The organism is Xanthomonas euroxanthea (assembly GCF_900476395.1).
GTDB classification, from domain to species: domain Bacteria; phylum Pseudomonadota; class Gammaproteobacteria; order Xanthomonadales; family Xanthomonadaceae; genus Xanthomonas; species Xanthomonas euroxanthea.
Genome location: NZ_UIHB01000002.1, coordinates 50,893 through 72,691 on the forward strand (window position 1 = coordinate 50,893; position 21,799 = coordinate 72,691).

20 protein-coding genes are annotated in these 21,799 nt (G+C 66.9%); 1 reads left to right on the top strand and 19 read right to left on the bottom strand.

Translation table 11 applies throughout. The features are described from left to right. Window positions 1-256: 256 nt before the first annotated feature. From CPBF1521_RS07310 to lpxD, 5 genes are read right to left on the bottom strand one after another with little or no spacing between them, the layout of a single operon-like run. Window positions 257-982: a ribonuclease HII gene (locus CPBF1521_RS07310; RefSeq protein WP_115676597.1), complete on the bottom strand. Its 726-nt coding sequence runs from the start codon at window positions 980-982 to the stop codon at window positions 257-259. Beyond that, window positions 979-2,298 (bottom strand): lipid-A-disaccharide synthase, encoded by a 1,320-nt coding sequence (lpxB, locus tag CPBF1521_RS07315; RefSeq protein WP_235858412.1) that lies wholly within the window; start codon window positions 2,296-2,298, stop codon window positions 979-981. Before lpxB ends, CPBF1521_RS07310 begins: the two co-directional genes overlap by 4 nt. Continuing rightward, window positions 2,295-3,086, bottom strand: coding sequence for an acyl-ACP--UDP-N-acetylglucosamine O-acyltransferase (gene lpxA, locus CPBF1521_RS07320; RefSeq protein ID WP_024940381.1), 792 nt, complete (start codon window positions 3,084-3,086; stop codon window positions 2,295-2,297). The genes lpxB and lpxA overlap by 4 nt, the downstream gene beginning before the upstream one ends. A gap of 21 nt (window positions 3,087-3,107) precedes the next feature. Next, window positions 3,108-3,569, bottom strand: a complete 462-nt coding sequence (gene fabZ / locus CPBF1521_RS07325) for a 3-hydroxyacyl-ACP dehydratase FabZ (protein ID WP_016902400.1) — start codon at window positions 3,567-3,569, stop codon at window positions 3,108-3,110. Further along, complete coding sequence (gene lpxD, locus CPBF1521_RS07330) at window positions 3,566-4,579, bottom strand: UDP-3-O-(3-hydroxymyristoyl)glucosamine N-acyltransferase (protein ID WP_046342162.1); 1,014 nt, start codon at window positions 4,577-4,579, stop codon at window positions 3,566-3,568. Before lpxD ends, fabZ begins: the two co-directional genes overlap by 4 nt. Window positions 4,580-4,707: 128 nt before the next feature. On the opposite strand from lpxD, the gene CPBF1521_RS07335 reads away from it, so the two are divergent. Next, complete coding sequence (locus tag CPBF1521_RS07335) at window positions 4,708-4,902, top strand: hypothetical protein (protein ID WP_046342163.1); 195 nt, start codon at window positions 4,708-4,710, stop codon at window positions 4,900-4,902. 71 nt (window positions 4,903-4,973) lie between these two features. On the opposite strand, the gene bamA is transcribed toward CPBF1521_RS07335, so the two are convergent. The 14 genes from bamA to CPBF1521_RS07405 all read right to left on the bottom strand — a co-directional run bounded on the left by bamA (window position 4,974) and on the right by CPBF1521_RS07405 (window position 21,787). Then, window positions 4,974-7,340 (bottom strand): outer membrane protein assembly factor BamA, encoded by a 2,367-nt coding sequence (gene bamA, locus CPBF1521_RS07340; RefSeq protein WP_024940379.1) that lies wholly within the window; start codon window positions 7,338-7,340, stop codon window positions 4,974-4,976. Window positions 7,341-7,423: 83 nt separating this feature from the next. Further along, window positions 7,424-8,770 (bottom strand): RIP metalloprotease RseP, encoded by a 1,347-nt coding sequence (gene rseP / locus CPBF1521_RS07345; protein ID WP_102252330.1) that lies wholly within the window; start codon window positions 8,768-8,770, stop codon window positions 7,424-7,426. A gap of 26 nt (window positions 8,771-8,796) precedes the next feature. Then, on the bottom strand, window positions 8,797-9,987 hold the full coding sequence (locus tag CPBF1521_RS07350; protein WP_115676598.1) for a 1-deoxy-D-xylulose-5-phosphate reductoisomerase: 1,191 nt from the start codon (window positions 9,985-9,987) through the stop codon (window positions 8,797-8,799). 2 nt (window positions 9,988-9,989) lie between these two features. Beyond that, a complete protein-coding gene (locus CPBF1521_RS07355) occupies window positions 9,990-10,817 on the bottom strand; it encodes a phosphatidate cytidylyltransferase (protein ID WP_016902394.1) in 828 nt (275 codons plus the stop codon). After that, entirely contained in the window at window positions 10,814-11,575 is a 762-nt protein-coding gene (gene uppS, locus CPBF1521_RS07360; protein WP_181901148.1) for a polyprenyl diphosphate synthase, read from the bottom strand. Before uppS ends, CPBF1521_RS07355 begins: the two co-directional genes overlap by 4 nt. A gap of 17 nt (window positions 11,576-11,592) precedes the next feature. Further along, window positions 11,593-12,150 (bottom strand): ribosome recycling factor, encoded by a 558-nt coding sequence (gene frr, locus CPBF1521_RS07365; protein WP_104532588.1) that lies wholly within the window; start codon window positions 12,148-12,150, stop codon window positions 11,593-11,595. 193 nt (window positions 12,151-12,343) lie between these two features. Then, window positions 12,344-13,066, bottom strand: a complete 723-nt coding sequence (gene pyrH / locus CPBF1521_RS07370; protein WP_104648342.1) for a UMP kinase — start codon at window positions 13,064-13,066, stop codon at window positions 12,344-12,346. A gap of 106 nt (window positions 13,067-13,172) precedes the next feature. After that, entirely contained in the window at window positions 13,173-14,696 is a 1,524-nt protein-coding gene (locus tag CPBF1521_RS07375) for a sensor domain-containing diguanylate cyclase (protein ID WP_115676600.1), read from the bottom strand. Between the two features lie 280 nt (window positions 14,697-14,976). Continuing rightward, the gene (gene tsf / locus CPBF1521_RS07380) at window positions 14,977-15,855 is read right to left on the bottom strand and encodes a translation elongation factor Ts (protein WP_104583393.1); all 879 of its coding nucleotides are present in this window, start codon (window positions 15,853-15,855) and stop codon (window positions 14,977-14,979) included. Window positions 15,856-16,024: 169 nt separating this feature from the next. Next, entirely contained in the window at window positions 16,025-16,846 is an 822-nt protein-coding gene (rpsB, locus tag CPBF1521_RS07385; protein ID WP_026064294.1) for a 30S ribosomal protein S2, read from the bottom strand. A 467-nt stretch (window positions 16,847-17,313) separates the two neighbouring features. Further along, window positions 17,314-18,021 (bottom strand): fimbrial biogenesis chaperone, encoded by a 708-nt coding sequence (locus tag CPBF1521_RS07390; RefSeq protein WP_104648343.1) that lies wholly within the window; start codon window positions 18,019-18,021, stop codon window positions 17,314-17,316. A 2-nt stretch (window positions 18,022-18,023) separates the two neighbouring features. Continuing rightward, window positions 18,024-18,356, bottom strand: a complete 333-nt coding sequence (locus CPBF1521_RS07395) for a hypothetical protein (protein WP_104583391.1) — start codon at window positions 18,354-18,356, stop codon at window positions 18,024-18,026. A 48-nt stretch (window positions 18,357-18,404) separates the two neighbouring features. After that, window positions 18,405-19,439, bottom strand: coding sequence for a Csu type fimbrial protein (locus CPBF1521_RS07400; protein WP_180496926.1), 1,035 nt, complete (start codon window positions 19,437-19,439; stop codon window positions 18,405-18,407). Further along, complete coding sequence (locus CPBF1521_RS07405) at window positions 19,436-21,787, bottom strand: fimbria/pilus outer membrane usher protein (RefSeq protein ID WP_115676601.1); 2,352 nt, start codon at window positions 21,785-21,787, stop codon at window positions 19,436-19,438. The genes CPBF1521_RS07400 and CPBF1521_RS07405 overlap by 4 nt, the downstream gene beginning before the upstream one ends. Between the last annotated feature and the right edge of the window lie 12 nt (window positions 21,788-21,799).

The following is a 21,799-nucleotide window of genomic DNA, read 5'->3' on the forward strand; positions in this document are numbered from 1 at the left end:
GAGCGTGGTCGGGTCGAACAAGGCTTGACAGCGCCGGCGCAGGGCCGCGGCCAGCTGCCACGGGGGCTGGGCGGTGCGGCCGATTCAGGCTTTGGCTAGCTGCGCGCAGCGCGACGGTGGCGATTGCGCGGATCGGCAGGCGTGCGGGGCTGCGTGTGCGGGACGCGACGCTCCAGACCATGGCCGCAGCGGCGGCATGCACGCCAAGCGAAGGAGGACGCCATTACCGTTTCAGGTTCGCCCGGAGGGCGGTCGATCAGTCGGCCAGCAGCAGGTCATCGGCCGGGGCCGCGCAGGGCACGTCCCACGGCGACTGCGTCGCCTCGATGCCCAACGCACGCCGCACCGGGGCGAAGCTGCGGCGGTGCTGCGGGCAGGGTCCGTGGCTGCGCAGCGCGGCCAGATGCACCGGCGTGGCGTAGCCCTTGTGCTGGTCGAAGCGGTATTCCGGATGCTGGGCGTGCAGGGCGTGCATCAGGCGGTCGCGGGTGACCTTGGCCACGATCGAGGCGGCCATGATGGCGCGATCGAGCGCATCGCCGCCGATCAAGGCCTCGGCCGGGCAGGGCAGGCCCTTGGGCACCCGGTTGCCGTCGATGCGCGCAAACCCGGCCACATGCGCCACGCCCTCCACCGCACGCCGCATGCCCAGCATGGTCGCCTGGTAGATGTTGATGCGGTCGATCTCCTCGCTGTCGATCAGCACCACCGACCACGCCAGCGCCCGCTCGACGATGCGCGCATACAACTGCTCGCGCCGCTGCGCGCTCAGCTGCTTGGAATCGTCCAGCCCGTTGATGCGCGGCTTGCTCGGGTCGAACACCACCGCCGCCACCGCCACCGGCCCGGCAAGCGGGCCGCGGCCCGCTTCGTCGACACCGGCAATCAAACGCGAATCGGGAATCGGGACTGGGGAATCGTGAAAAAGCGCGTCCTGCGCCGTCGGAACGAGAACGGCACCGTGGGAAGTTAAGCGCTTCACGACCCGGCTCCTGCCGATTCCCGGCTCCCGATTCCCGATTCCGGCTGCATCAGCAGCCCAGCCACCGCATCGGCCGCGCGTGCCGATGCGTCGCGGCGCAGTTCGGCGTGCAGGGCGAGGTAGCGCGGTTGCAGGGCGGCGACCTTTTCCGGGTGCTTGAACCAGTCCAGCAGGGCCACGCACAGCCGTTCCGGGGTGCAGTCGTCCTGCATCAGCTCGGGGGCGAGATCGTCGTTGGCCAGGATGTTGGGTAGCGCGTAGCGGTTGACCTTGAGCAGGCCCAGCGTCTTGACGATACGGTAGGTGAGCGGGGCGACCTTGTAGCCGACCACCATCGGGCGCTTGACCAGCATCGCCTCCAGCGTCGCGGTGCCCGACGCCAGCAGCACCACATCGGCGGCCAGCATCGCGGTGCGCGCCTGGCCATCGAGCAGGTGCGAACGCAGCACCGGGAGCGACGACCGCGATAATTGTTCGGCCAGCAGCTGCTTGCAGCCGGGGTTGGCCGCGGGCACCAGCACGTGCAGGTTGGGCAGGTGCTCGGACACCAGCCAGGCGGCCTGGAAGAAGGTATCGCCGAGCTTGCTGATTTCACCATGCCGGCTGCCGGGCAACACCGCCAGCACGGTGCTGGACGCGGACAGGCCCAGCTTGGCGCGTGCGGCTGCGCGATCGGCCTGGTAGGCGATGTCGTCGGCCATCGGGTGGCCGACAAAGCGCGCATCGATGCCGTGCCTGGCATAGATCGGCGGCTCCATCGGAAACAGGCACAGCACCAGGTCGGCGCTGGCGCCGATCTTTTCCGCACGCTTCTCGCGCCAGGCCCAGACCGACGGGCTGACGTAATGCACGGTGCGCACGCCGCGCTGCTTGAGCCAGCGCTCGACCGATAGATTGAAATCGGGTGCGTCGATGCCGATGAACACGTCCGGCTTCCACGCCAGCACCCGCTCGCGGAAGGCGCGGCGCAGCTTCAACAGCCGCGGCAGATGCTGCAGCACTTCGGTCAGCCCCATCACCGCCAGTTCGCTGGCATCGAACCAGGTCTGGCAGCCGGCACCACGCATTGCATCGCCACCGATGCCGACGAATTCAGCACCCGGATAGCGGCGCCGCAGCTGTTCGATCAGGCCCGCACCCAGGATGTCGCCGGAGGCTTCGCCGGCGATCAGCGCGATGCGCGGGGCGCGCGTTTGCGCGCTGGGAATCGGGAGTGGGGAATGGGGAATCGGAAGTGCTGACGATGGGCCGGCGGCAGGCGCGTCTGCATGCGCGCCTGCATCGATTCCCGATTCCCGATTCCCGATTCCCGTCATCGCAACAACGGCCTTTCCGCCGCCTCGATGAACTCGAGTAGCCCGCGCACGTCTTCGCTGCTCTTGGCCTGTTCGGCCAGTTGCAGCTTGGCTTCGGCCAGCGGCAGGCCGGCGACGTATAGCGTGCGGTAGGCGCGCTTGATCGCAGTGATGCGCTCGGCATCGAAGCCGCGCCGCTTGAGCCCTTCGCTGTTGATGCCGCGCGGGCGGCCCAGCGATTCGCTGCCGACCATGGTGAACGGCGGCACGTCGCCGTTGGTCAGCGCGCCCATGCCCAGGAAGGCGTGCGCGCCGATCCGGCAGAACTGATGCGCGCCGGCAAAGCCGCTGATGATCACGTAGTCGCCCACGGTGACATGGCCGGCCAGTGTGGTGTTGTTGGAGAACACGCAGTGGTTGCCGACATGGCAGTCGTGCGCCACGTGGGTGTAGGCCAGCATCCAGTTGTCGTCGCCGACCACGGTGATGCCGCCACCGCCGCCAGTGCCGCGATTGATGGTGACGAATTCGCGGATCACGTTGCCGTCGCCGATCACCAGCTCGGTGCGCTCGCCGGCGTACTTCTTGTCCTGCGGTTCGCCGCCGATCGCGGCGTGGCCGATGAAGCGGTTGTTGCGGCCGATCCGGGTCGGGCCGTGGATCGAGCAATGCGGCCCCACCTCGGTGCCCGCATCGATCTGCACATCGGCGCCGATCAGCGAAAACGCACCCACGCGCACATCGCTGGCCAGTTGCGCCGACGGATCGATGACGGCGGTGGGATGAATCAAGGGTGCTTGATCACGCATCGTGTCTCACCTCCAAAACGGTTATTCCTTGGCGCCGGCGCACATGACTTCGGCACTGGCCACGACTTCGCCGTTGACCTTGGCCTCGCCGTAATAGCATCCCATGTTGCGGATCAGGCGCTTCATCTGCACTTCCAGCATCAGCACGTCGCCCGGCACCACCTGCTTGTTGAAGCGGGCGTTGTCGACCTTGACCATGTAGAACAGCTTGGACAGCGCGTCGCGTCCCAGACCGAGCTGGGTCATCACGCCGCCGGCCTGCGCCAGTGCCTCGATGATCAGCACGCCGGGCATCACCGGGCGGGTGGGGAAATGGCCCTGAAAAAATGGCTCGTTGATGCTGACGTTCTTCTGCCCGACGATGCGCTTGGCATCCAGGTCGAGCTCGATGACCCGGTCGATCAGCAGGAACGGATAGCGGTGCGGGATCAGCGTCTGGATCTGGTTGACGTCGATCGGCAGCTCGTAAGTGGGGTGACTCATTCTTTCTCCTTGCCCACAGCCAGGATGCGCCTTGCCAGCACATCGAGTTGTTTGAAGCGCGCGGCATTCTTGCGCCACGTGCGATTGTCGGTGAGAGGGGTGCCGGACGAATACTCGCCCGGCTCATGGATGGAATTGCGCACTACCGACTTGCCGGTGATCACCACCTTGTCGCAGATCTCCAGATGCCCGACCACGCCGACATGCCCGCCGAGCAGGCAGTAACGACCGATCTTGGCGCTGCCGGCGATCCCGGTACAGCCGGCGATGGCGCTATGCGCGCCGATGTGGCAGTTGTGCGCGATCTGCACCAGGTTATCCACGCGCACGTCTTCTTCCAGCACGGTGTCTTCCAGTGCGCCGCGGTCGATGCAGGTGTTGGCGCCGATCTCGCAGTCGTCGCCGATCACCACGCCGCCCAGTTGCGGGACCTTGATCCAGTGCCCGGCATCCATCGCCAGGCCGAAGCCGTCGGCACCGATCACCGCACCTGGATGGATACGCACGCGCTTGCCCAGGCGCACCCGGGTGACAAGGGTGACGCGGGCGAGCAGCTCGCTGCCGTCCTCGACCACGCAGTCTTCGCCGATGATGCTGCCGGTGCCGATCACGCAGCCATCGCCCACGCGGCTGCGCGCACCGATGCTGACGAACGGGCCGACGTGGGCGTTCGGCGAAACCTGTGCGCTGGGATCGATCACCGCGGAAGGGTGGATCCCCGGTTCGCGCACCGGCGCCACATCGAACAAGGCCGCGATCTTGGCAAAGGCGGTATAGGGATCCTTGGCGACCAGCGCGGTGCCGCGTGCATCCGCCGCATCGTCGGCGCGCAGGACCACCACGGCCGCCTGGCTCTGGCCCAGTTGCGGCCGGTAGCGCGGATTGGACAAAAAGCTCAGTTGCCCGGCGCCGGCATGCGCCAGGGTGGCGACGCCACTGACTTCTACGGCGCCATCGCCAACGACGGTCAACCCAAATTGTTCGGCAATTGCACTGGCGGTCAAGCGCATCGGGGTGAACCTCTTGTAAATGTGGGAGCGCCGCTTTAACGGGGAAAAAACACCATTAAACAGTTCCCAACAAAGCCTGCGTATCTAGGGTCCTGTCGCAATCAAGCGGCGAATCCAGGAGCAAGCATATGAAAACCGTTCTTTCCATCCTTGGTGGTCTGGTCATGATGGGCGCGGTCGCGAGTGCATCGGCCCAATCCTTCGATATCGAGCAGGGCAAGGCGATCGGTGAGCAGCAGCTGCAGTGTCTCAGCCTGCCTGCCGGCGACATCGCCAGCTGCCTGTCCAACACCGTATCCACCTGGTTCGACAGCTGGTTCTGACCGGCCGACACTCCACCTGCGATACACGGGCGGCCCGCACGCGCGGGCCGCCTTTTTGTTGCCGTTGGCTGTTAGAACTGGCCGCCGAAGGTGAACTGCAGACGTTCGATCTCGTCGTTGTCTTCCTTCTTCAGCGGGAACGCGTAGCTGATCGAGATGGGGCCGACCGGTGCGCGCCACAACAGCGCCACGCCGGTGGACGCACGCAGCTCGTTGGCCTTGAAGTTGTCCACGCCGTCGTAGACGTTACCGAAGTCGAAGAACGCCGATACGCGTGCCGACGGGCTGTCGAACAGCTTCGGGAAATACATTTCCACCGAACCGACGGTCTTGAACGAACCACCCAGCGGCTGGCCGCGCGAATAGTTCACCGTCCGTTCCGAACGCGGACCCAGCGTGTTGTCCTCGAAGCCGCGTACCGAATTGGTACCGCCGGCGTAGAAGTTCTCGTAGAACGGCAGGCCGGTGGCGGTGATGGTGCGCGACACGCCATTGGCGTCGGTCACCACGCGCGTGCTGTCATTGCCGTAGCTGTCGCCATAGCCCAGCTCGAAGCGGGTGTTCAACACGATCGCCGGGATGATCGGCCAGTAATTGGAAATCTGATAGTTGAGCTTGTAGTACTCGACCGTGGAGCCGGGCAGGGTGGTCTCCAGGCCGACACGCTGGTACATGCCGCGGGTCGGCATGAAGAAGTCGTTGCGGGTGTCGCGCGCCCAACCCAGCTCGGTGCGCCAGGCATGGAAGGTGCGCGTGCCGACCGCATCGATGTAGTCGATGATCGCCTGCGGGGTCTGGCCCTGGAACGTGTTGATCTGGTTGCTGTCGATGCCGACCATCGCCGAGACGGTGTCGTTCTCGGTGATCGGCACGCCGAACACCACCTGCGCCGAGCCATTCTTGCTGTTGTACTGCGCGGTGTTGAAGTCCGAGTAGTCCAGCGAGCGCCACGACAGGTTGTAGCCCAGCGACACGCCGTCGTCGGTAAAGAACGGGTTGGTATAGGAAAACGCGTAGCGCTGCTGGTAGCTGCTGCGCGAGGCTTCCACCGCCACCCGGTTGCCGCCGCCCAGGAAGTTGTTCTGCGACAACTGCACCGAGGTGGTCACACCGAAGCTCTGCGAATAACCCAGGCCGAACACGAAGCTGCCGGAGGTGGTTTCCTTGACGTTGTAGACCACGTCGACCTGGTCGTTGCTGCCCGGCACCGCCGGCGTTTCCACGTCCACGCTCTCGAAGTAGCCCAGGCGCTGCAGACGGATCTTGGAACGGTCGATCGCCGCCTGCGAGTACCAGGTATTTTCGAACTGGCGCATTTCGCGGCGCAACACCTCATCGGAGGTGCGGCTATTGCCCTTGTACAGGATGCGGCGCACGGTCACGCGCGGGCCCGGCACCACCTGCAGGTTCACCGCAACGGTGCGGTCCTCGCGGTTGGGGGTCGGGATCGGGTTGACCTTGGCGAACGCGTAACCGACGTTGCTCAGCGTGTTGGTGATCGCATCGGAGGTGTACTCCAGCAGCGCACGCGAGAAGATGTCGCCGGCCTTGGGGATGACCAGACGCTCGATGTCGGCCTGCGGCAGCACGGTGTCGCCGGTGACCTTGATCTCGGAAATCTTGTACTGCTCGCCCTCGGTGACGCCGGCGCTGACGAACATGTCGCGCTTGTCGGGGCTGATCGACACCTGGGTGGAGTCGATGCTGAAGTCCACGTAGCCGCGGTCCAGGTACCAGGAGTTGAGCTTCTCCAGGTCGCCGGACATCTTTTCCTTGGAGTACTGGTCGTCGCGGCGGTACCACGAGGCCCAGTTGTGCTCCTTGGACTCCCAGTTCTCCAGGATGTCCTCGTTGGCAAACTTCTCGGTGCCGATCAGGTTGACGTGGCGGATCTTGGCCGCCTTGCCTTCCTTGATCGCGATCGCCACATCCACGCGGTTACGGTCCAGCGGGCTCACCGTCGGGGTGATCTCGACGTTGTACTTGCCGCGGTTGTTGTACTGGCGGGTCAGTTCCTGGGTCACGCGGTCCAGGCTCAGGCGATCGAAGGTGCCGCCTTCGGTCAGGCCGATGTCGCCCAGGCCCTTGAGCAGCTCCTCGGACTTGATGTCCTTGTTGCCGGTCACGGTGAGCTTGTTGATCGCCGGACGCTCCTTCACGGTGATCACCAGGATGTTGCCCTGGCGATCCAGCTGCACGTCCTCGAAGAAGCCGGTGCGGTACAGCGCACGGATCGAGTCGGCGACCTTGGCATCGTCCACGGTGTCACCGCGGTTCACCGGCAGATAGGTGAACACGGTGCCGGAGGCGATGCGCTGCAGGCCGTCGACGCGGATGTCGCTGGCAACGAACGGCTCTGCGGCCAGGGCAACGACTGGCAGGCTGAGGCCGGCGGCAAGAGCGAGGGCAAGCAGGCGGCGAGTGGGAAGACGCGTCATGTCACATCCGGTTGGAGTCGATTTCGGGTGTTGCTGGATGCCGACGTATGACGACGACAACAGGCGGAAAGAGTGGAGCAGCTTCATCGTGGAACCAGGCCGAGGATGTCGTTGTAGAACGCCAGTCCCATCAGCCCGGCCAGGACCGCCAGGCCGACATATTGCCCGGCAATCATGGCCCGTTCGCTGATCGGGCTGCCCTTGACCAACTCGATAAGGTAATACAGCAGATGCCCACCGTCCAAGATCGGGATCGGCATCAGGTTGATGATCGCCAGGCTGAGCGACAGCAATCCGAGGAAATACAGGAACCAGTCGAGCCCGCGTTCGGCCGAGGCGTTGGCCGCGCGCGCGATCGTGACCGGCCCGGAGATGTTCTTGACCGAGGCCTGGCCGGTCAGCATGCGCTTCATCATGCCCAGCGAATCGGCGGTCATCCGGCCGGTTTCACGGATCGCCGCCGGCACCGCGGCGAACACGCCGTACTGCTGGCGGCTGTCGTAGGCCGGCGCCTGCGCTGCCGCAAATCCCACGCCCAGCAGCCACTGGCCCTGCGGCGACCGGCGCGGGGCGATTTCCAGCGCCAGCCGGTCTTCGCCGCGCGCGACCTCGATCATGCCGGTACCGCCTTGCGCGCCCAGTGCCTGCAGCTGGGCAGGAATCTCGTCGGCTGAGCGAATCGGCTGGCCGTCGATGGCGACAATGCGGTCGCCCGGCTGCAGCAGCCCCTGCGCCGCGGAGCCGGCGACCACCTGGCCCACCACCGGCGGCTGCAGCATGAACTGCCAGCCGATGCCGGCCAGCGAGGCCACGCGGCGCTCGTCAAAGCCGGCCGGCAGCTGCGACAGCCGCAGCGTGTGCTCGCGGTTGCCGGCGCCGTCGGTGGCGGTCAGTACGTGGATATCGCGCTTGTCCATCGCCGCGGTGGTGAGCTGCATGCTGGCATCGCTCCAACTGCTGACATCGCGTCCATCGATGCGCACGATGCGCTCGCCCGGGGTCAGGCCGGCTTCGGCGGCCAGGCCATCGGCACGGCCGACGGTGGCCGAGTAATCCTGTTTGCCGACCACGAACATCGCCCACAGCATCGCCATGCACAGCAGCAGGTTGGCGATCGGGCCGGCGGCTACGATGGCGATGCGCTGCCACACGGTCTTGCGATTGAAGGCCTGGTCCTGCTCGGCCGGATGCACGTCGCCTTCGCGCTCGTCGAGCATCCTGACGTAGCCGCCCAGCGGGATGGCCGCCACCACGAACTCGGTGCCGTGACGGTCGCGCCGCATCCACAACGGTTTGCCGAAGCCCACCGAAAAGCGCAGCACCTTGACGCCGCAGCGGCGCGCGACCCAGAAGTGGCCGAATTCGTGGAAGGTCACCAACACGCCCAGGCTGACGATCATCCACCAGACCGAACCGATGAAATCACCCATGGATGCAACTCGTCTGCGTAAATCGATCAGGCATGAAGGCGGTGATGGGCGAGGGCGCGTTCGGTGATCTGCCGCGCTTGCGCATCGGCAGAAAGCAGGGTGTCGAGGGAGTCGGCATTGTGCCGTGGGAGCGTTGTCAGTGTGTGTTCGACCAACGCGGGAATCGCTAGGAAACCCACCTGGCCCTGAAGAAACGCTGAAACAGCCACTTCATTGGCCGCGTTCAGGACCGCAGGCGCGGTTCCACCGGCCTCCAGCGCCTCCCAGGCCAGGCGCAGGCATGGGAATGCGGCGGTGTCCGGCGCCTCGAAATCCAGCCGCCCCTGGGTCAGCAGGTCCAGCCCGGCAACCCCGGACTCGACCCGCTCCGGCCACGCCAGGCCGACCGCCAGCGTGGTGCGCATGTCCGGCAGGCCGAGCTGGGCCAGGGTGGAACCGTCGACGAATTCCACCAGCGAGTGCACCAGACTCTGCGGGTGCACCAGCACATCGATCTGCGCACCGGGCAGGCCGAACAGGTGATGCGCTTCGATCACTTCCAGGCCCTTGTTCATCAGCGTCGCCGAATCCACCGAGATCTTCGGCCCCATCGACCATTTGGGATGGGCGACCGCCTGCGCGGGGGTGACAGCGCTCAGCGCGGCGCGGTCCCAGCCGCGGAACGGCCCGCCGGACGCGGTCAGGATCACCCGGCGCACGCCGCGACTGGCGTCGCAGGAGCGCAGGCACTGGAAGATCGCGCTGTGTTCGCTGTCGATCGGGATGATCTCGGCGCCGGCCGCCGCCGCGGTGCGGGTCAGCAGCTCGCCGGCCAGTACCAGCGATTCCTTGTTGGCCAGCAGCAGGCGCTTGCCGGCGCGGGCTGCGGCAAGCGTGGAGGGCAGGCCGGCCGCTCCCACGATCGCCGCGACGACGGTGTCGCAGGCATCGCTGGCAGCCAGCGCGTCCAGGGCGTCGGAGCCGGCGTGCGCCTGGGTGGCCAATTCGGCCGCGCGCAGACCGTCGCGCAGTGCCGGATACAGGGATGGGTCGGCGATCACCGCATGCGCAGGGCGATGGGTGACGCAGAGCGCCAGCAGCTCGTCGACCTTGCTGCCGGCCGACAGCACGCTGGCGCGCAGCCGCTGCGGATGACGGGCGATCACATCCAGTGCCGACGCACCGATCGAGCCGGTAGCGCCGAACACGGCGACCTGACGGAGAGGGGAGCCAGCCATGCCTAGAATCCGAGAATTTCCTTGCCGAGTGCGAACACCGGCAGGGCGGCGAGCACGCCGTCGATACGATCCAGCACGCCGCCATGGCCCGGAATCACCGCACCCGAGTCCTTGGCGCCGGCGTGGCGCTTGAGCAGGCTCTCGAACAGATCGCCCAGCACCGAGGCCAGCACCGCCACCGCCGAGACCAGCACCAGCTGCGGCACATGCGCCAGGGTCAGCCCGGCCAGCCAGCCGAATGCGCAGGCGACCACGATGCCGGCGACCATGCCGCCGAGCAGGCCTTCGATGGTCTTGTTGGGGCTGACCCGCGGCGCCAGCTTGTGCTTGCCGAACGCGCGGCCGGCGAAATAGGCGCCCGAATCGGCCGCCCACACCATGGTCAGCGCGGTCAGCAGCCACAGGTTGCCCTTGTCCGGGTTGGCGTGCAGCAGCACCAGCGCAGCCCAGGCCGGCAGGACCGCCAGGGTGCCGGCGGCGAGCTTGAGCGCGCGCGCCTGGCCGTTGCCGTGATCGGCACCGAAGGTGAAAAAGCGCAGCCATAGCAGCGCCAGCAGCCACCAGACCACCCCCACCAGGGCGGCGATCTGGAACAGCACCATGGAGCCGGCCGAGGCCCACACCATCAGCACCATCAGCAGCAGATTGAGCATCAGCAGCACGGTGCGCGGCAGGCTGTCGTCGATGCCGGAGAGCTTGAGCCACTCCCACAGACCGGTCAGGAACAGGATCGCCGCCAGCGCCGCCAGCCATTGCGTGGGCAGCAGCACGATCGCGCAGATGGCGAGCGGCGCCATGATCAGCGCGGCAATCACGCGGGTCTTGGTCATGCGGAGGAGCTCTCCGTCGCCTTGTCGGCGATCTGGGCGCTGGTCAGGCCGAAGCGACGTTCGCGCCCGGCATAGTCATCCAGTGCCTGCTGCAGTACGCCGGCATCGAACTCCGGCCACAGGGTTTCGGTGAACCACAGTTCGGTATAAGCCAGCTGCCACAGCAGGAAATTGCTGATGCGGGTGTCGCCGCCGGTGCGGATGAACAGGTCCGGCGCCGGCAGGTCGGCCAGCGCGACGCGGCTGGCCAGCAGCGCTTCGTCGATCTGCTGCGGTTGCAGGCGACCGGCCGCCACTTCTTCGGCCAGGGCCCGCGCGGCCAGCGCAATGTCCTGGCGGCCGCCATAGCTGGCGGCAATGCTCAGCACCAGGCGCGAATTGGCCGCGGTGATGCGTTCGGCACCGGCCATGCGCTCGCGCAGCGGCGCCGCGAAGCGGCCGCGATCGCCGATGAAGCGCACTTGCACGCCGCGGCGCTGCAGCTCGTCGACCTCGCGGTCGAGTGCATGCAGGAACAGTTTCATCAGCGCATCGACTTCCTCCTGCGGGCGCCCCCAGTTTTCACTGGAAAACGCGAACAGGGTGAGCGCCGAGACGCCTTTTTCCAGGCAGAAGTCGATGGTGCGGTTGACCGCGCGCGCGCCGGCGCGATGACCGATCATGCGCGGACGCCGCCGACGCTGCGCCCAACGCCCATTGCCATCCATGATGATGGCAATGTGGCGCGGCACGGCGGCAGCGGAAGGTGCTGGATGCATGGCAGGCGATGCCACGATCAGACCGTCATCAGTTCCTGTTCCTTGGCCTTGACGACCTCATCCACATCCTTGATGGCCTTGTCGGTCAGCTTCTGGATGTCGTCCTCGGCGCTGCGCGCCTCGTCTTCGGTGACCGCCTTGTCCTTGAGCAGATCCTTGACCTGCTGGTTGGCATCGCGACGGATGTTGCGGATGGCCACCTTGCTGTCCTCGCCCTCGCCATGCACGGACTTGCTGAGCTCCTTGCGGCGCTCCTCGGTCAGCGGCGGCAGGTTCAGACGGATCACGGTGCCGACCACGGTCGGGGTCAGGCCCAGATCCGAGGCATAGATCGCCTTCTCGACGTCCTTGATCATGCCCTTGTCGAACAGGCTGATGACCAGCGAGCGGCCTTCGGAGACGCTGATGCTGGCAACCTGGTTGAGGGGGGTGTCGGTGCCGTAGGCCTTGACCTTGATGCCGTCCAGCAGCGCCGGAGAGGCGCGGCCGGTGCGCACCGTGGTCAGGGAATGGCGCAGAGCATCGATGCTCTTGGTCATGCGCGTCTGCGCGTCTTGTTTGATCTGGTTGAGCATCGCCGGAATCCGTGTGGAGCTGAATCCGGAGATTATAGCCGGGACTGAGGTTTCACGACTCGCGGGTCGTCAGGACCCGCGCAGCCGGTTCACTTGCCGGCACTTCACGCCCGGCGCCGCCATCGTGAGCTATCAGCGCAGCCCGGGCGCCGCGCCTTTGCGATTCCCCAATCCCGACTCCCGATTCCCAGCCTCAGCTGCGGCCCTGCACCAGCGTGCCGATCTGCTCGCCGTGCAGGATGCGCAGCAGCACGCCGGGCTCGCTCATGCCGAAGATGCGCAGCGGCAGGTCGCTGTCGCGCGCCAGTGCGAAGGCGGCGGTGTCCATCACTTCCAGGCCCTGCAGGATGACCTGGTCGTAGGTCAGGCTGTCGTAACGCACCGCATCGGTGTGCTTCTTCGGGTCCTTGTCGTAGACGCCGTCGACCTTGGTTGCCTTGAGTAGCAGGTCGGCACCGATCTCGATCGCGCGCAGCGCCGCGCCCGAGTCGGTGGTGAAGAACGGATTGCCGGTGCCGGCGGCGAAGATCGCGATGCGGCCCTTTTCCAGGTGGCGGATCGCGCGACGGCGGATGAAGTCCTCGCAGACATCGTTGATCTTGATCGCGCTCATCACGCGCACCTTGGCGCCGAGCTTCTCCAGCGCATCCTGCATCGCCAGCGCGTTGATCACGGTGGCCAGCATGCCCATGTGGTCGCCGGTGACGCGGTCCATGCCGCTGGCGGCCAGGCCGGCGCCGCGGAAGATGTTGCCGCCGCCGATCACAAGGGCGACCTGCGCGCCGGCCTGCTGGGCTTCGATCACTTCATGGGCGAGGCGGTTGATGACCTTGGGATCGATGCCGTAATCCCCGTCTCCCATCAGCGCCTCCCCGGAAAGTTTGAGAAGAATGCGGCGATAGGCAAGTTCGGACATGGGGGAAACCTCGGTGTGGGGGATCGGCAAACGCCGGCAAGTCTAGCGGAAGCCTGTCACCGGGCGTGGTAAAAATTCGGTAGTTGGCGATGACGTGACACGTTGCTCAGTGCGCGCGCGGCGGCTGCGGTGTCGGCACGTCGGTCGCATCGTAGGCGGTGACGCGGTTGCGGCCGCGATGTTTGGAGCGGTACAGCGTGCTGTCGGCGGCCTGCAGCAGATGCTCGATGCTCTCGAACTGGCGGTCGTCGCCGCCGTGGGTGGCCAGCCCCGCCGAGAAGGTGATGTGCAGCGGGCCGCCCTGCAGTTGCGCCATCGGCGTGCGTGCGGTTTCGGCCAGGATGCGCTCGACCACCATCAATGCCGCTTCGGCCGCGGTGTTGGGCAGGATCACCAGGAATTCCTCGCCGCCATAGCGGGCGACCAGGTCGCTGGTGCGCACCATGCGCTGCAGCGTCTGCGCGAAGTTGCGCAGTACCTCGTCGCCAACCAGGTGACCATGCGCATCGTTGACGCGCTTGAAGTCGTCCAGGTCGATGAAGGCGATCGACAGCGGCCAGTTCTGGCGCGATGCCAGCTCGAACTCGTGCGCGAGCGCAGTGCCGAGCTGATGGCGATTGAACACGCCGGTCAACGCATCGCGGCTGGCCTGTTCGGCCAGATGGCGCATGCGGTTTTCCGATTCGTCGGCATGCCGGCGCGCTTCGGCCACGTCCTGCAATTCGCGCAGGCTGCGCAGCATCGCCAGTTCGCGCGCCTGCTCGAAGATCATCTGGATGTGCTCGGGCTGCGGCACGCGAATGTCGAACAGGGCTTCCAGTTCGGGCAGCGATTCGGCGATGCGTTCGATCACCTTCTCGAAGCGTTCGGCGTCCAGGTCCAGCACCTCCTGCGCCTGTTGTTGCGCGCGTTCGGTGGCCGCCACGGCACTGGCCGACAGCCAGATGTCGGCCAGTCGCCCGGACAGCGCGACACAGGCCATGAACGGCTCCAGGCCGGCGGGCTCTTGCTCGCTTTGCGCGATGGCGTTCTGCAGGTACGGCGGCAACTGCCATTGATGCGCGAGCCAGGCGCCGACTTCGGCATGGGTGGCGCCCAGCTGCTCGCGTTCGGCCTCGAGCAGCGTGGCGTTGTCGGGCGCCTGCTCCAGCAGCGGCGCATACAGCTCGGGCGCGCCCTGCAGCAGGGCCAGCTTGCCGATGTCCTGCAGCAGGCCGGCCAGCATGAGTTCTTCGGGTTTGCGGATGCCGTAGGCCTGCCCGAGGATGCGGCTGGCCAGCGCGCACAGCCCGGCACGGCGCCAGATGCGCTCATGCAGCGGATGCGCGGCGAAGGTGCTGCGCACGCCGTGCACCATCGAAAACCCCAGTGCCAGGCTCAGGGTCGCGTTGAGGCCGAGCATGGTCAGCGCCTGGCCGAGGTTGTCGATACGGCGGCGGCTGGCGTACAGCGGCGAATTGGCAACCCGCAGCATGCGCGCGCTCAATGCCATGTCCATGCCGATGACGTTGGCCGTGGTGGTCATGTCCACGTCGGGGTCCTGCGCCAGCTCGATGACGCGCAGCGCCACACCCGGAGGCGACGGCAGGTTGCGGCAATAGTGCAGGGCGGCCTGTAGATCTGGTTGCATGGGTCATCGCCGACGGTGAACGCAAGCATACCGCTGCGTTCGTTAATGGGGCACGCCATGCTTGGCCGCCGCCGCGCCGCAGCGCGTGCGTGATGGACGCGGAAAGCCTGGTCGGCATCCAGCTGTAGCGGCCACCGCCACGACATCTGTAGATGTTGAGGCCGGTTGCGGGCCTGGCGGATGCGTTCGCTTCAGTTTCGCGCGTTGCTGGCGCGCGCGCCAGCGCCGGGCAAAAAAAAAGCCGCGGCAAGCCGCGGCTTTTTCTACGGTGCGGCGAGGATCAGGCCAGTCCGGCCTGCTTCATCACTTCGGCGGCGTAGTCTTCCACCACCTTCTCGATGCCTTCGCCAACGGCCAGGCGCTGGAAGCCGACCACGTCGGCACCGGCGGCCTTGACCGCCTGCTCGACGGTCTGGTCGGTGTTCAGCACGTACGGCTGGCCGTACAGCGTCACTTCGTTGACGATCTTGCTGATCTTGCCGCTGATGATCTTTTCCAGGATCTCGGCCGGCTTGGCCTTGTCCTTCTCGGACATCTTGGCCAGTTCGATTTCCTTTTCCTTGGCGATGAACTCGGCCGGGACGTCGGAGGCCTTGACGTGCGGCGGGTTCATTGCGGCGATGTGCATGGCGATGCCACGAGCCAGCTCGATGTCGCCACCCTTCAGCTCGACCAGCACGCCGATGCGTCCGCCGTGCACGTAGGCTGCGACGTTGTTGGCGCTGTCGATACGCACCAGGCGACGCACTTGCAGGTTCTCGCCGACCTTGGCGATGACCGCGGCGCGACGCTCTTCGATGGTCTCGCCGCTGTCGAGCTTGACGCTCTTGAGCGCTTCAGCATCGGCTGCGTCTGCGTTCAGCGCGGCGGTGGCCACGGTCTCGGTGAAGGCCAGGAAGTTCTCGTCCTTGGCGACGAAGTCGGTCTCGGAGTTGACTTCGACCAGCACGGCCTTGCCGCCGGCCTGTGCGGTGGCGATGCGGCCTTCGGCGGCAACGCGGTCAGCCTTCTTGTCGGCCTTGGCCAGGCCGGACTTGCGCAGCCATTCGGCAGCGGCGTCGATGTCGCCTGCGTTTTCGACGAGTGCCTTCTTGCACTCCATCATGCCGGCGCCGGTGCGCTCGCGCAGTTCCTTGACCAGGGAAGCAGTGATTTCCATGGAATTACCTCATATGGACGAATGCGTGCGGCGGAATGTTCCGCCAGTAGGAGACGACGCAGCCATGCCGGCCGCCCCCGTAGAGATGTTCAGTGGCCTCGGCGACGGGCCGCGGTGGACCCGTCGGGGCTGCGGCCGCACAGCATGGTGCGGCCGCATTGCAGGCCGATTACTCGGCAGCCGGAGCGGCCGCGTCGGCCGGCGCGTCAGCCTTCTTGTCGCCCTTCTTGGCCGGAGCGCGACGGCCCTTGCCTTCGTCGGCGGACTCGGCGGAGAACTCTTCCTCGCGCACCGACGCGGAATTCGGCGCAGCGGCCTTGCCTTCCAGCACGGCGTCGGCAGCGGCGCGTGCATACAGCTGCACGGCACGGATGGCGTCGTCGTTACCCGGGATGGCGTAGTCGACCAGGGCCGGATCGTAGTTGGTATCGACCACCGCGATCACCGGAATGCCGAGCTTCTTGGCTTCCTTGATGGCGATGTCTTCATGGCCGATGTCGATCACGAAGATCGCGTCGGGCAGGCGGTTCATTTCCTTGATGCCGCCCAGCGAGGCGTCCAGCTTCTCGCGCTCGCGACGCAGGCCCAGCACTTCGTGCTTGACCAGCTTGTCGAAGGTGCCGTCGGTCTCGGCCGACTCCAGTTCCTTCAGGCGGGCAACCGACTGCTTGACGGTACGGAAGTTGGTCAGGGTGCCGCCCAGCCAGCGCTGGGTCATGAACGGCATGCCGCAACGCTCGGCTTCTTCCTTGATGGACTCGCGCGCGCTGCGCTTGGTGCCCAGGAACAGCACGGTGCCGCGCTTCTGCGCGATCGAGGAGAGGAAGTTCATCGCGTCATTGAAGAGCGGAACGGTCTTCTCGAGGTTGATGATGTGGATCTTGCCGCGCGCGCCGAAGATGTACGGCGCCATCTTGGGGTTCCAGTAGCGGGTCTGGTGACCGAAATGAACGCCGGCTTCCAGCATCTGACGCATGGTGACTTGGGGCATTGAAGTAACTCCTGATAGCGGAATCACCGTGCGCGGCCTTGACTTTGAGGAGTCCGCACATGGATGTGCGGGCTGTTGCGAGGGACTCGCATCAAAACGCACATGATTCCGGGGTTGGGCTTCCCTGTCGCCTCCGTGTCGAACCCCCTGGTGGGGGCACCCCGGCACGGATGGCGGCGGCAGGTGTGAATTCGTCGGTGACGTCCGACGTGAACGACGCACTGCGTGCAATACGCAAAACAGCCGGCGGAGTATAGCCGGCGGGGCGGGGTGGTGCAATCGACGGGAATCGGGAATCGGGAATCGGGAATCGGGAATCGGGAATCGGGAATCGGGAATCGGGAATCGGGAATCGGGAATCGGGAATCGGGAATCGGGAATCGGGAGCCTAGCTGCTTGAGCATCCGCACGCGAAACGATCAGCTATGGCGATGCGCCGTACCGATTCCCCATTCCCGACTCACGATTCACGGCTCCAGTGCCAGCGTAGTCTCGGTATCGCTGTTGATGCGAGCCACGAAGCGGCCGTTGCCTGCGGGCAGGTTGGTCGGTAGCGGCCATTGGCGGGTCTGGCCGGGCAGCACGTAACCGGCCAGGTCGTCGCGGATGCTGCGGCGGGTACCGCCGGCATCGATGTAGGCCAGGTCGGCCAGCCGGGCATGGCTCGGCCCGGCATTGTGGACCTGCAGGGCGCGGCCGCTGCCGTGGCCGGACACGCTGGCCTGCAGCACCGGGTGCTGTTCGCCGGGCTGGCTGGGCAGGGCGAATACCGGCGTGGAATACCGCAGCAGCTCGGTATCGCTGCCGGCGGCATGCTGGGTCACCACCAACCGGTAGCTGTCCTCGGCCTGTGCCGGGCTGGGGCCCAGCCGGATCACCCGCAGCAGCTGCCGGCCTTGCGACGGAATTTCGAACTGCGCCGGGCTGACGGTGGCCGCGGTGGCCGGTTCGAGCAGCTCGCGGTCGCCGTCCTGGCGCCAGCGGTAGAGTTTGGCTTCGGCGCGCCATGGCAGCGCGGCCTGGTTGTAAAGCCAGACGGCCGCCTGGTCGCTGTCGGCGGGAATGCGTGCAGTGGTCGGGGCGATGGCGATCTCGGCGCCAGCGGCGGTGCCGACGATGGCCAGGCCGGCCAGTGCAAGCGCCAGCAGGCAGCAGCGGGAGCGAGGCGTGGCCATGCTCAGAACGCGATCGTGGTCATGCGCGCACTGCCGGCAGGCGCAGGCCCGGCGAGTGCACTGGCATCCTGCCCGGTGCTGGTGACGGCGGGATCCTCGGCGGTGCTGGCTGGCGGGGCGATCGCCATCGGCGTGCCTCTGGAACAACTGGCGCGCGGGGGCGCAGTACGCAGCTCGCAGCCGCTGAGCAGGCGCAATCCGATGTGCAGGGTGAAGTTTTCCGGGCCGCGCGCAGCGGCCGCGTTGGCCGCGGTCGAGGTCGCGGTGCAGACGAGGGCGACCAGCGTCAGGCGCTTCAGGAGAGTGACCAGCGTCATGAAGGCAATCGTTTGCATTGGAGACGTAACAGATAGCGACGCCCCCGATGCGAACTTTATTAACTGTCAGTAAGTGATGGAGACTGTCACCGTGTCGTTGTAGGCCCCTGCAATGGGCTGCTGCGGTGCCGGCGCACGCCCATAGACGGTCACCGTCTGCGCGACGCCGTTGCCGGTGCCGCTGAGCGTATCGACGCCGATGCTGGTGCCCCAGCGGTTGCCGCGGCCGGCGTCCCGATACAGCTCGTAGGCGATGTAGTTGGCACTGCTGGCATGGCGCATGCGCCGGACGCTGCCGGTGGCATTGATGCCATCGCCCAGCCCGATATTCCAGGCGGTGCGGTTGGTGCACGACAGGCTGATCGTGGAAGTGCGATCGATGGCGGTATCGATGGTGCCGGCGATGCTGCCGAAATCCAGGTCGGTGGTGACGTAGGTATTGCAGCGTGCCGGCACGTTGGCCGAGGCAGTGAAGGGGAACGCATTGCTGGCGGTCTTGGCGCCGCTGCCGCCGGCCGTGCAACTGCTCGGCGCCGCCGGGACGCCGATGATGCTCTCGTTGTAGGAGTAGCGCAGCACGGTGTCGGCGCCGCCGAAACTGCTGGTGTGGTTGCCGACCGACAGGGTCTGGCTGGCCGGAATCCGCCCGTACAGGGTGAGGGTGGTCGTCTGCGAGCCGCCGGTGATCACCGGAACGCCGTAGGACAGCGTCAGCAGGCGCGGCGAAGGCGTCGTCGATCCGGTGGAGCCCCAGACCTGGGTGCGCGTGGCCTCGCTGTAGATCTGGAAGTCCAGGCTGTCGCCGGTGGGGTTGAGCATGCGGCGCGGCGCATACAGGCCGTTGCTGGCGCTGCCCGGCCCAAGGTCCAGGCAAAGACTCACCTGGGCATAGCCCAGCACGCTGAGCGCGGCGGTCGCGCAGGTGACATTGAGCGTCGCCACCGCATCGGTGGTGCCGTTGGCCGCCACATTGCCGAATGCCAGCGGGGTGCCGAGGGTGACGCTGCAGGTGGTGTCCGCGCGCGCGTCCTGGCCGGGGGCAAGCCACAACACGGCGATCGCCAGCGCGAGCAGCAGGCGCCAGGGTGCGGGCAGGCTCATGGGGTCTCCTGCTCGAGCACGCAGGGCAGCGGGCCGACCCGCGGAATGCCGCCGGGGTTGGCCGGGTAGGTGAACCGAGCGCTGCAGCGGCCAGCGGGCAGCTCGACCAGGATGCGGTTGTCGATTTGCAGGTTGTCCAGATAGGTTTCGCCGTCGTAGCCGACCACCACGCGTTCGGCATTGCCTTCGCGCTGCACCACGCTGCCGACCGGCAACGGCACACCCTGGGCGTCGTGCAGCACGATCATGGCCGCGCGTACCCGGGTGATGCCGAAGCGCACCGCCACCCCGGACTGCTGGCGCGGTGTCACTGCGGTATCGACGCGGTCCACGCGCAGGTCCGCCGGCAGGTTCAGGGTGTCGATGGACAACTGGTTGCGCTGCCACGACTGCAGCGGGGTGACCAGCAGCATCCCGCGGGCGTCGGTGACGCCGATCAGGCGATTCTCCAGCCGCACCGGAATGCCGGGCTGGCCGTCGGTGGACACCACCGCGAAGGCATCCTGGATGTCGCGCGCGGCAAAGCCGCGGCCGTTCATCCACACCAGGCTGCCGCTGGCACTGGCATAGCCGAAGTTGTTGCCATCCTGGTTGGCGACGCCCAGGTTGTAGCGGCCGATGCGGTTCAACCACCCCAGTTCGGCCAGGCCGCCGCTGGCATCGTCGCCGGCCCGCCCCTGCAGGCGCCAGCCGATCCCGCCCAGGTCGCCGTCGCCGGGCAGCGGCTGGCTGAGGTCGGCCACAAAGCCGGTGCGGTTGCCGTTGCGCTGCATTGATGCGCTGGCCTGGCGCAACTCGCCGAACGTGGTCGACAGCGACAGGTACAGGCTGCGGTCGCTGCGCACATCCAGGTTCTGGTTGCCGGACAGGTTGGCCGCCCAGTTGCGCCCGAAGTTGCGCGACCAGAACAGGCTCGCGTAACGCGAGGTGTCGCCTTGCGGGTAGCTCAGGCGCACATAGCTGGTGCCCAGCGAGCCGATCGGATTGACGTTGATGCCGAATGCCACGCGGTCGCTGATGCGCGCCGGCAACGCGCCCTGCAGCGCGCCCAGGTCGCGATAGTCGCCGTGGGTGCGCTGGGTACCGGCGGTGACGTTGAAGCGACGGTTGTTCCAGGCATAGCCCAGCACGTACTGGCCACCGCGCAGCGCATCCATCCGGCTGTGCGCATAGGCGGCGTTGGCCACGCCGCCGACGCCGAGCAGCCACACACCGCCCGCACCGGCATTGACCACGCCGCCGCCGGCCTCGGCGTGCGCCTCGATGGTGAAGTCTTCGCGCAGGCCTTTGCGCAGCGTGGCGCTGGCAACCGTACGCGAGGCGTAGGAAAACGAGCGCACGCCGTAGTCCTGGCGCAGATGGCCGATGCCGGCCGACCACTCGGAAATGCCGCGGGCCAGCAGCTGCGGCGTGCCATAGAACGCGAAGTCCAGCCGGCGCACCTGGCCGAACGCATCGGTCACCACGATCTGCGCCTGCCCGGTCCCGCTGATGCCTGGTTGCGCGGCCAGCTGGAACGGGCCGGCCGGCACCTGGCCGCTGTACTGGCGCAGGCCATCGACGTAGAGCTCCACGGTCGAGGGCACCACCGCCTCGCCCAGGAAGCTTGGCGTGGGGGTCAGCACGCGGTACGGCTGCAAGGCGTAATTGCGCCCGATCTGCACCCCGCCCAGGCGGATCGAGCGGCTCCAGTCGACAAAGCCGCTGTAGAAATCGCCGACCGTCAGGCTGGTGGCGCTGTCGGGGAAGTCCATCTGCCAGGCGCTGTCCAGGCGCACCGCTTCGCTGCGCCAGCGCTGGTCCTGCGGGCGGTCGTAGGCCAGGAACACCGCGGTGGTATCGACCATGCCGCGGCCGATGCCGAAGCCGCGCACTTCGGTCGCCAGCGACACGCTGCTGGCCCCGGCATTGCGCGTGGCATAGAAGTCGTAGTTGAGCAGCATGCCCGGCGAGGCGGTGGCGCTGGGCGGTGCGACCTGTTCGGCCTTCAGCACCGTGGTGGAGAGCGCCAGCTGCGCCAGCGGTACCTGCAGCGCCAGCCGTTGCAGCGCGGCGTCGTAGCGCACTTCCACGTCGGGCAGGCGATCCAGGTCGACCAGTTCGTTGGCGGCGCGGTCGGCCAGGATGAAGCCCAGCTTGCGCAGCGTGTCGACCGAGCCGCGCAGGTGACCGTCCACCAGTTCGAACGGTGCCAGGCCGCGGTCGGCCTGATTGAGGGTGACATCCAGGTACAGCGTCTGCGGCAGGGCCGCCACGCTCTGCGGGGCCTGATCGGGCAGTGGCGCCATGTCGGCCAGGTCGCCGGAGCCGGCATGCGCCAGGCAGGTGGCGGTCGCAAGCAGCGTCATCGCCAGCCGGCC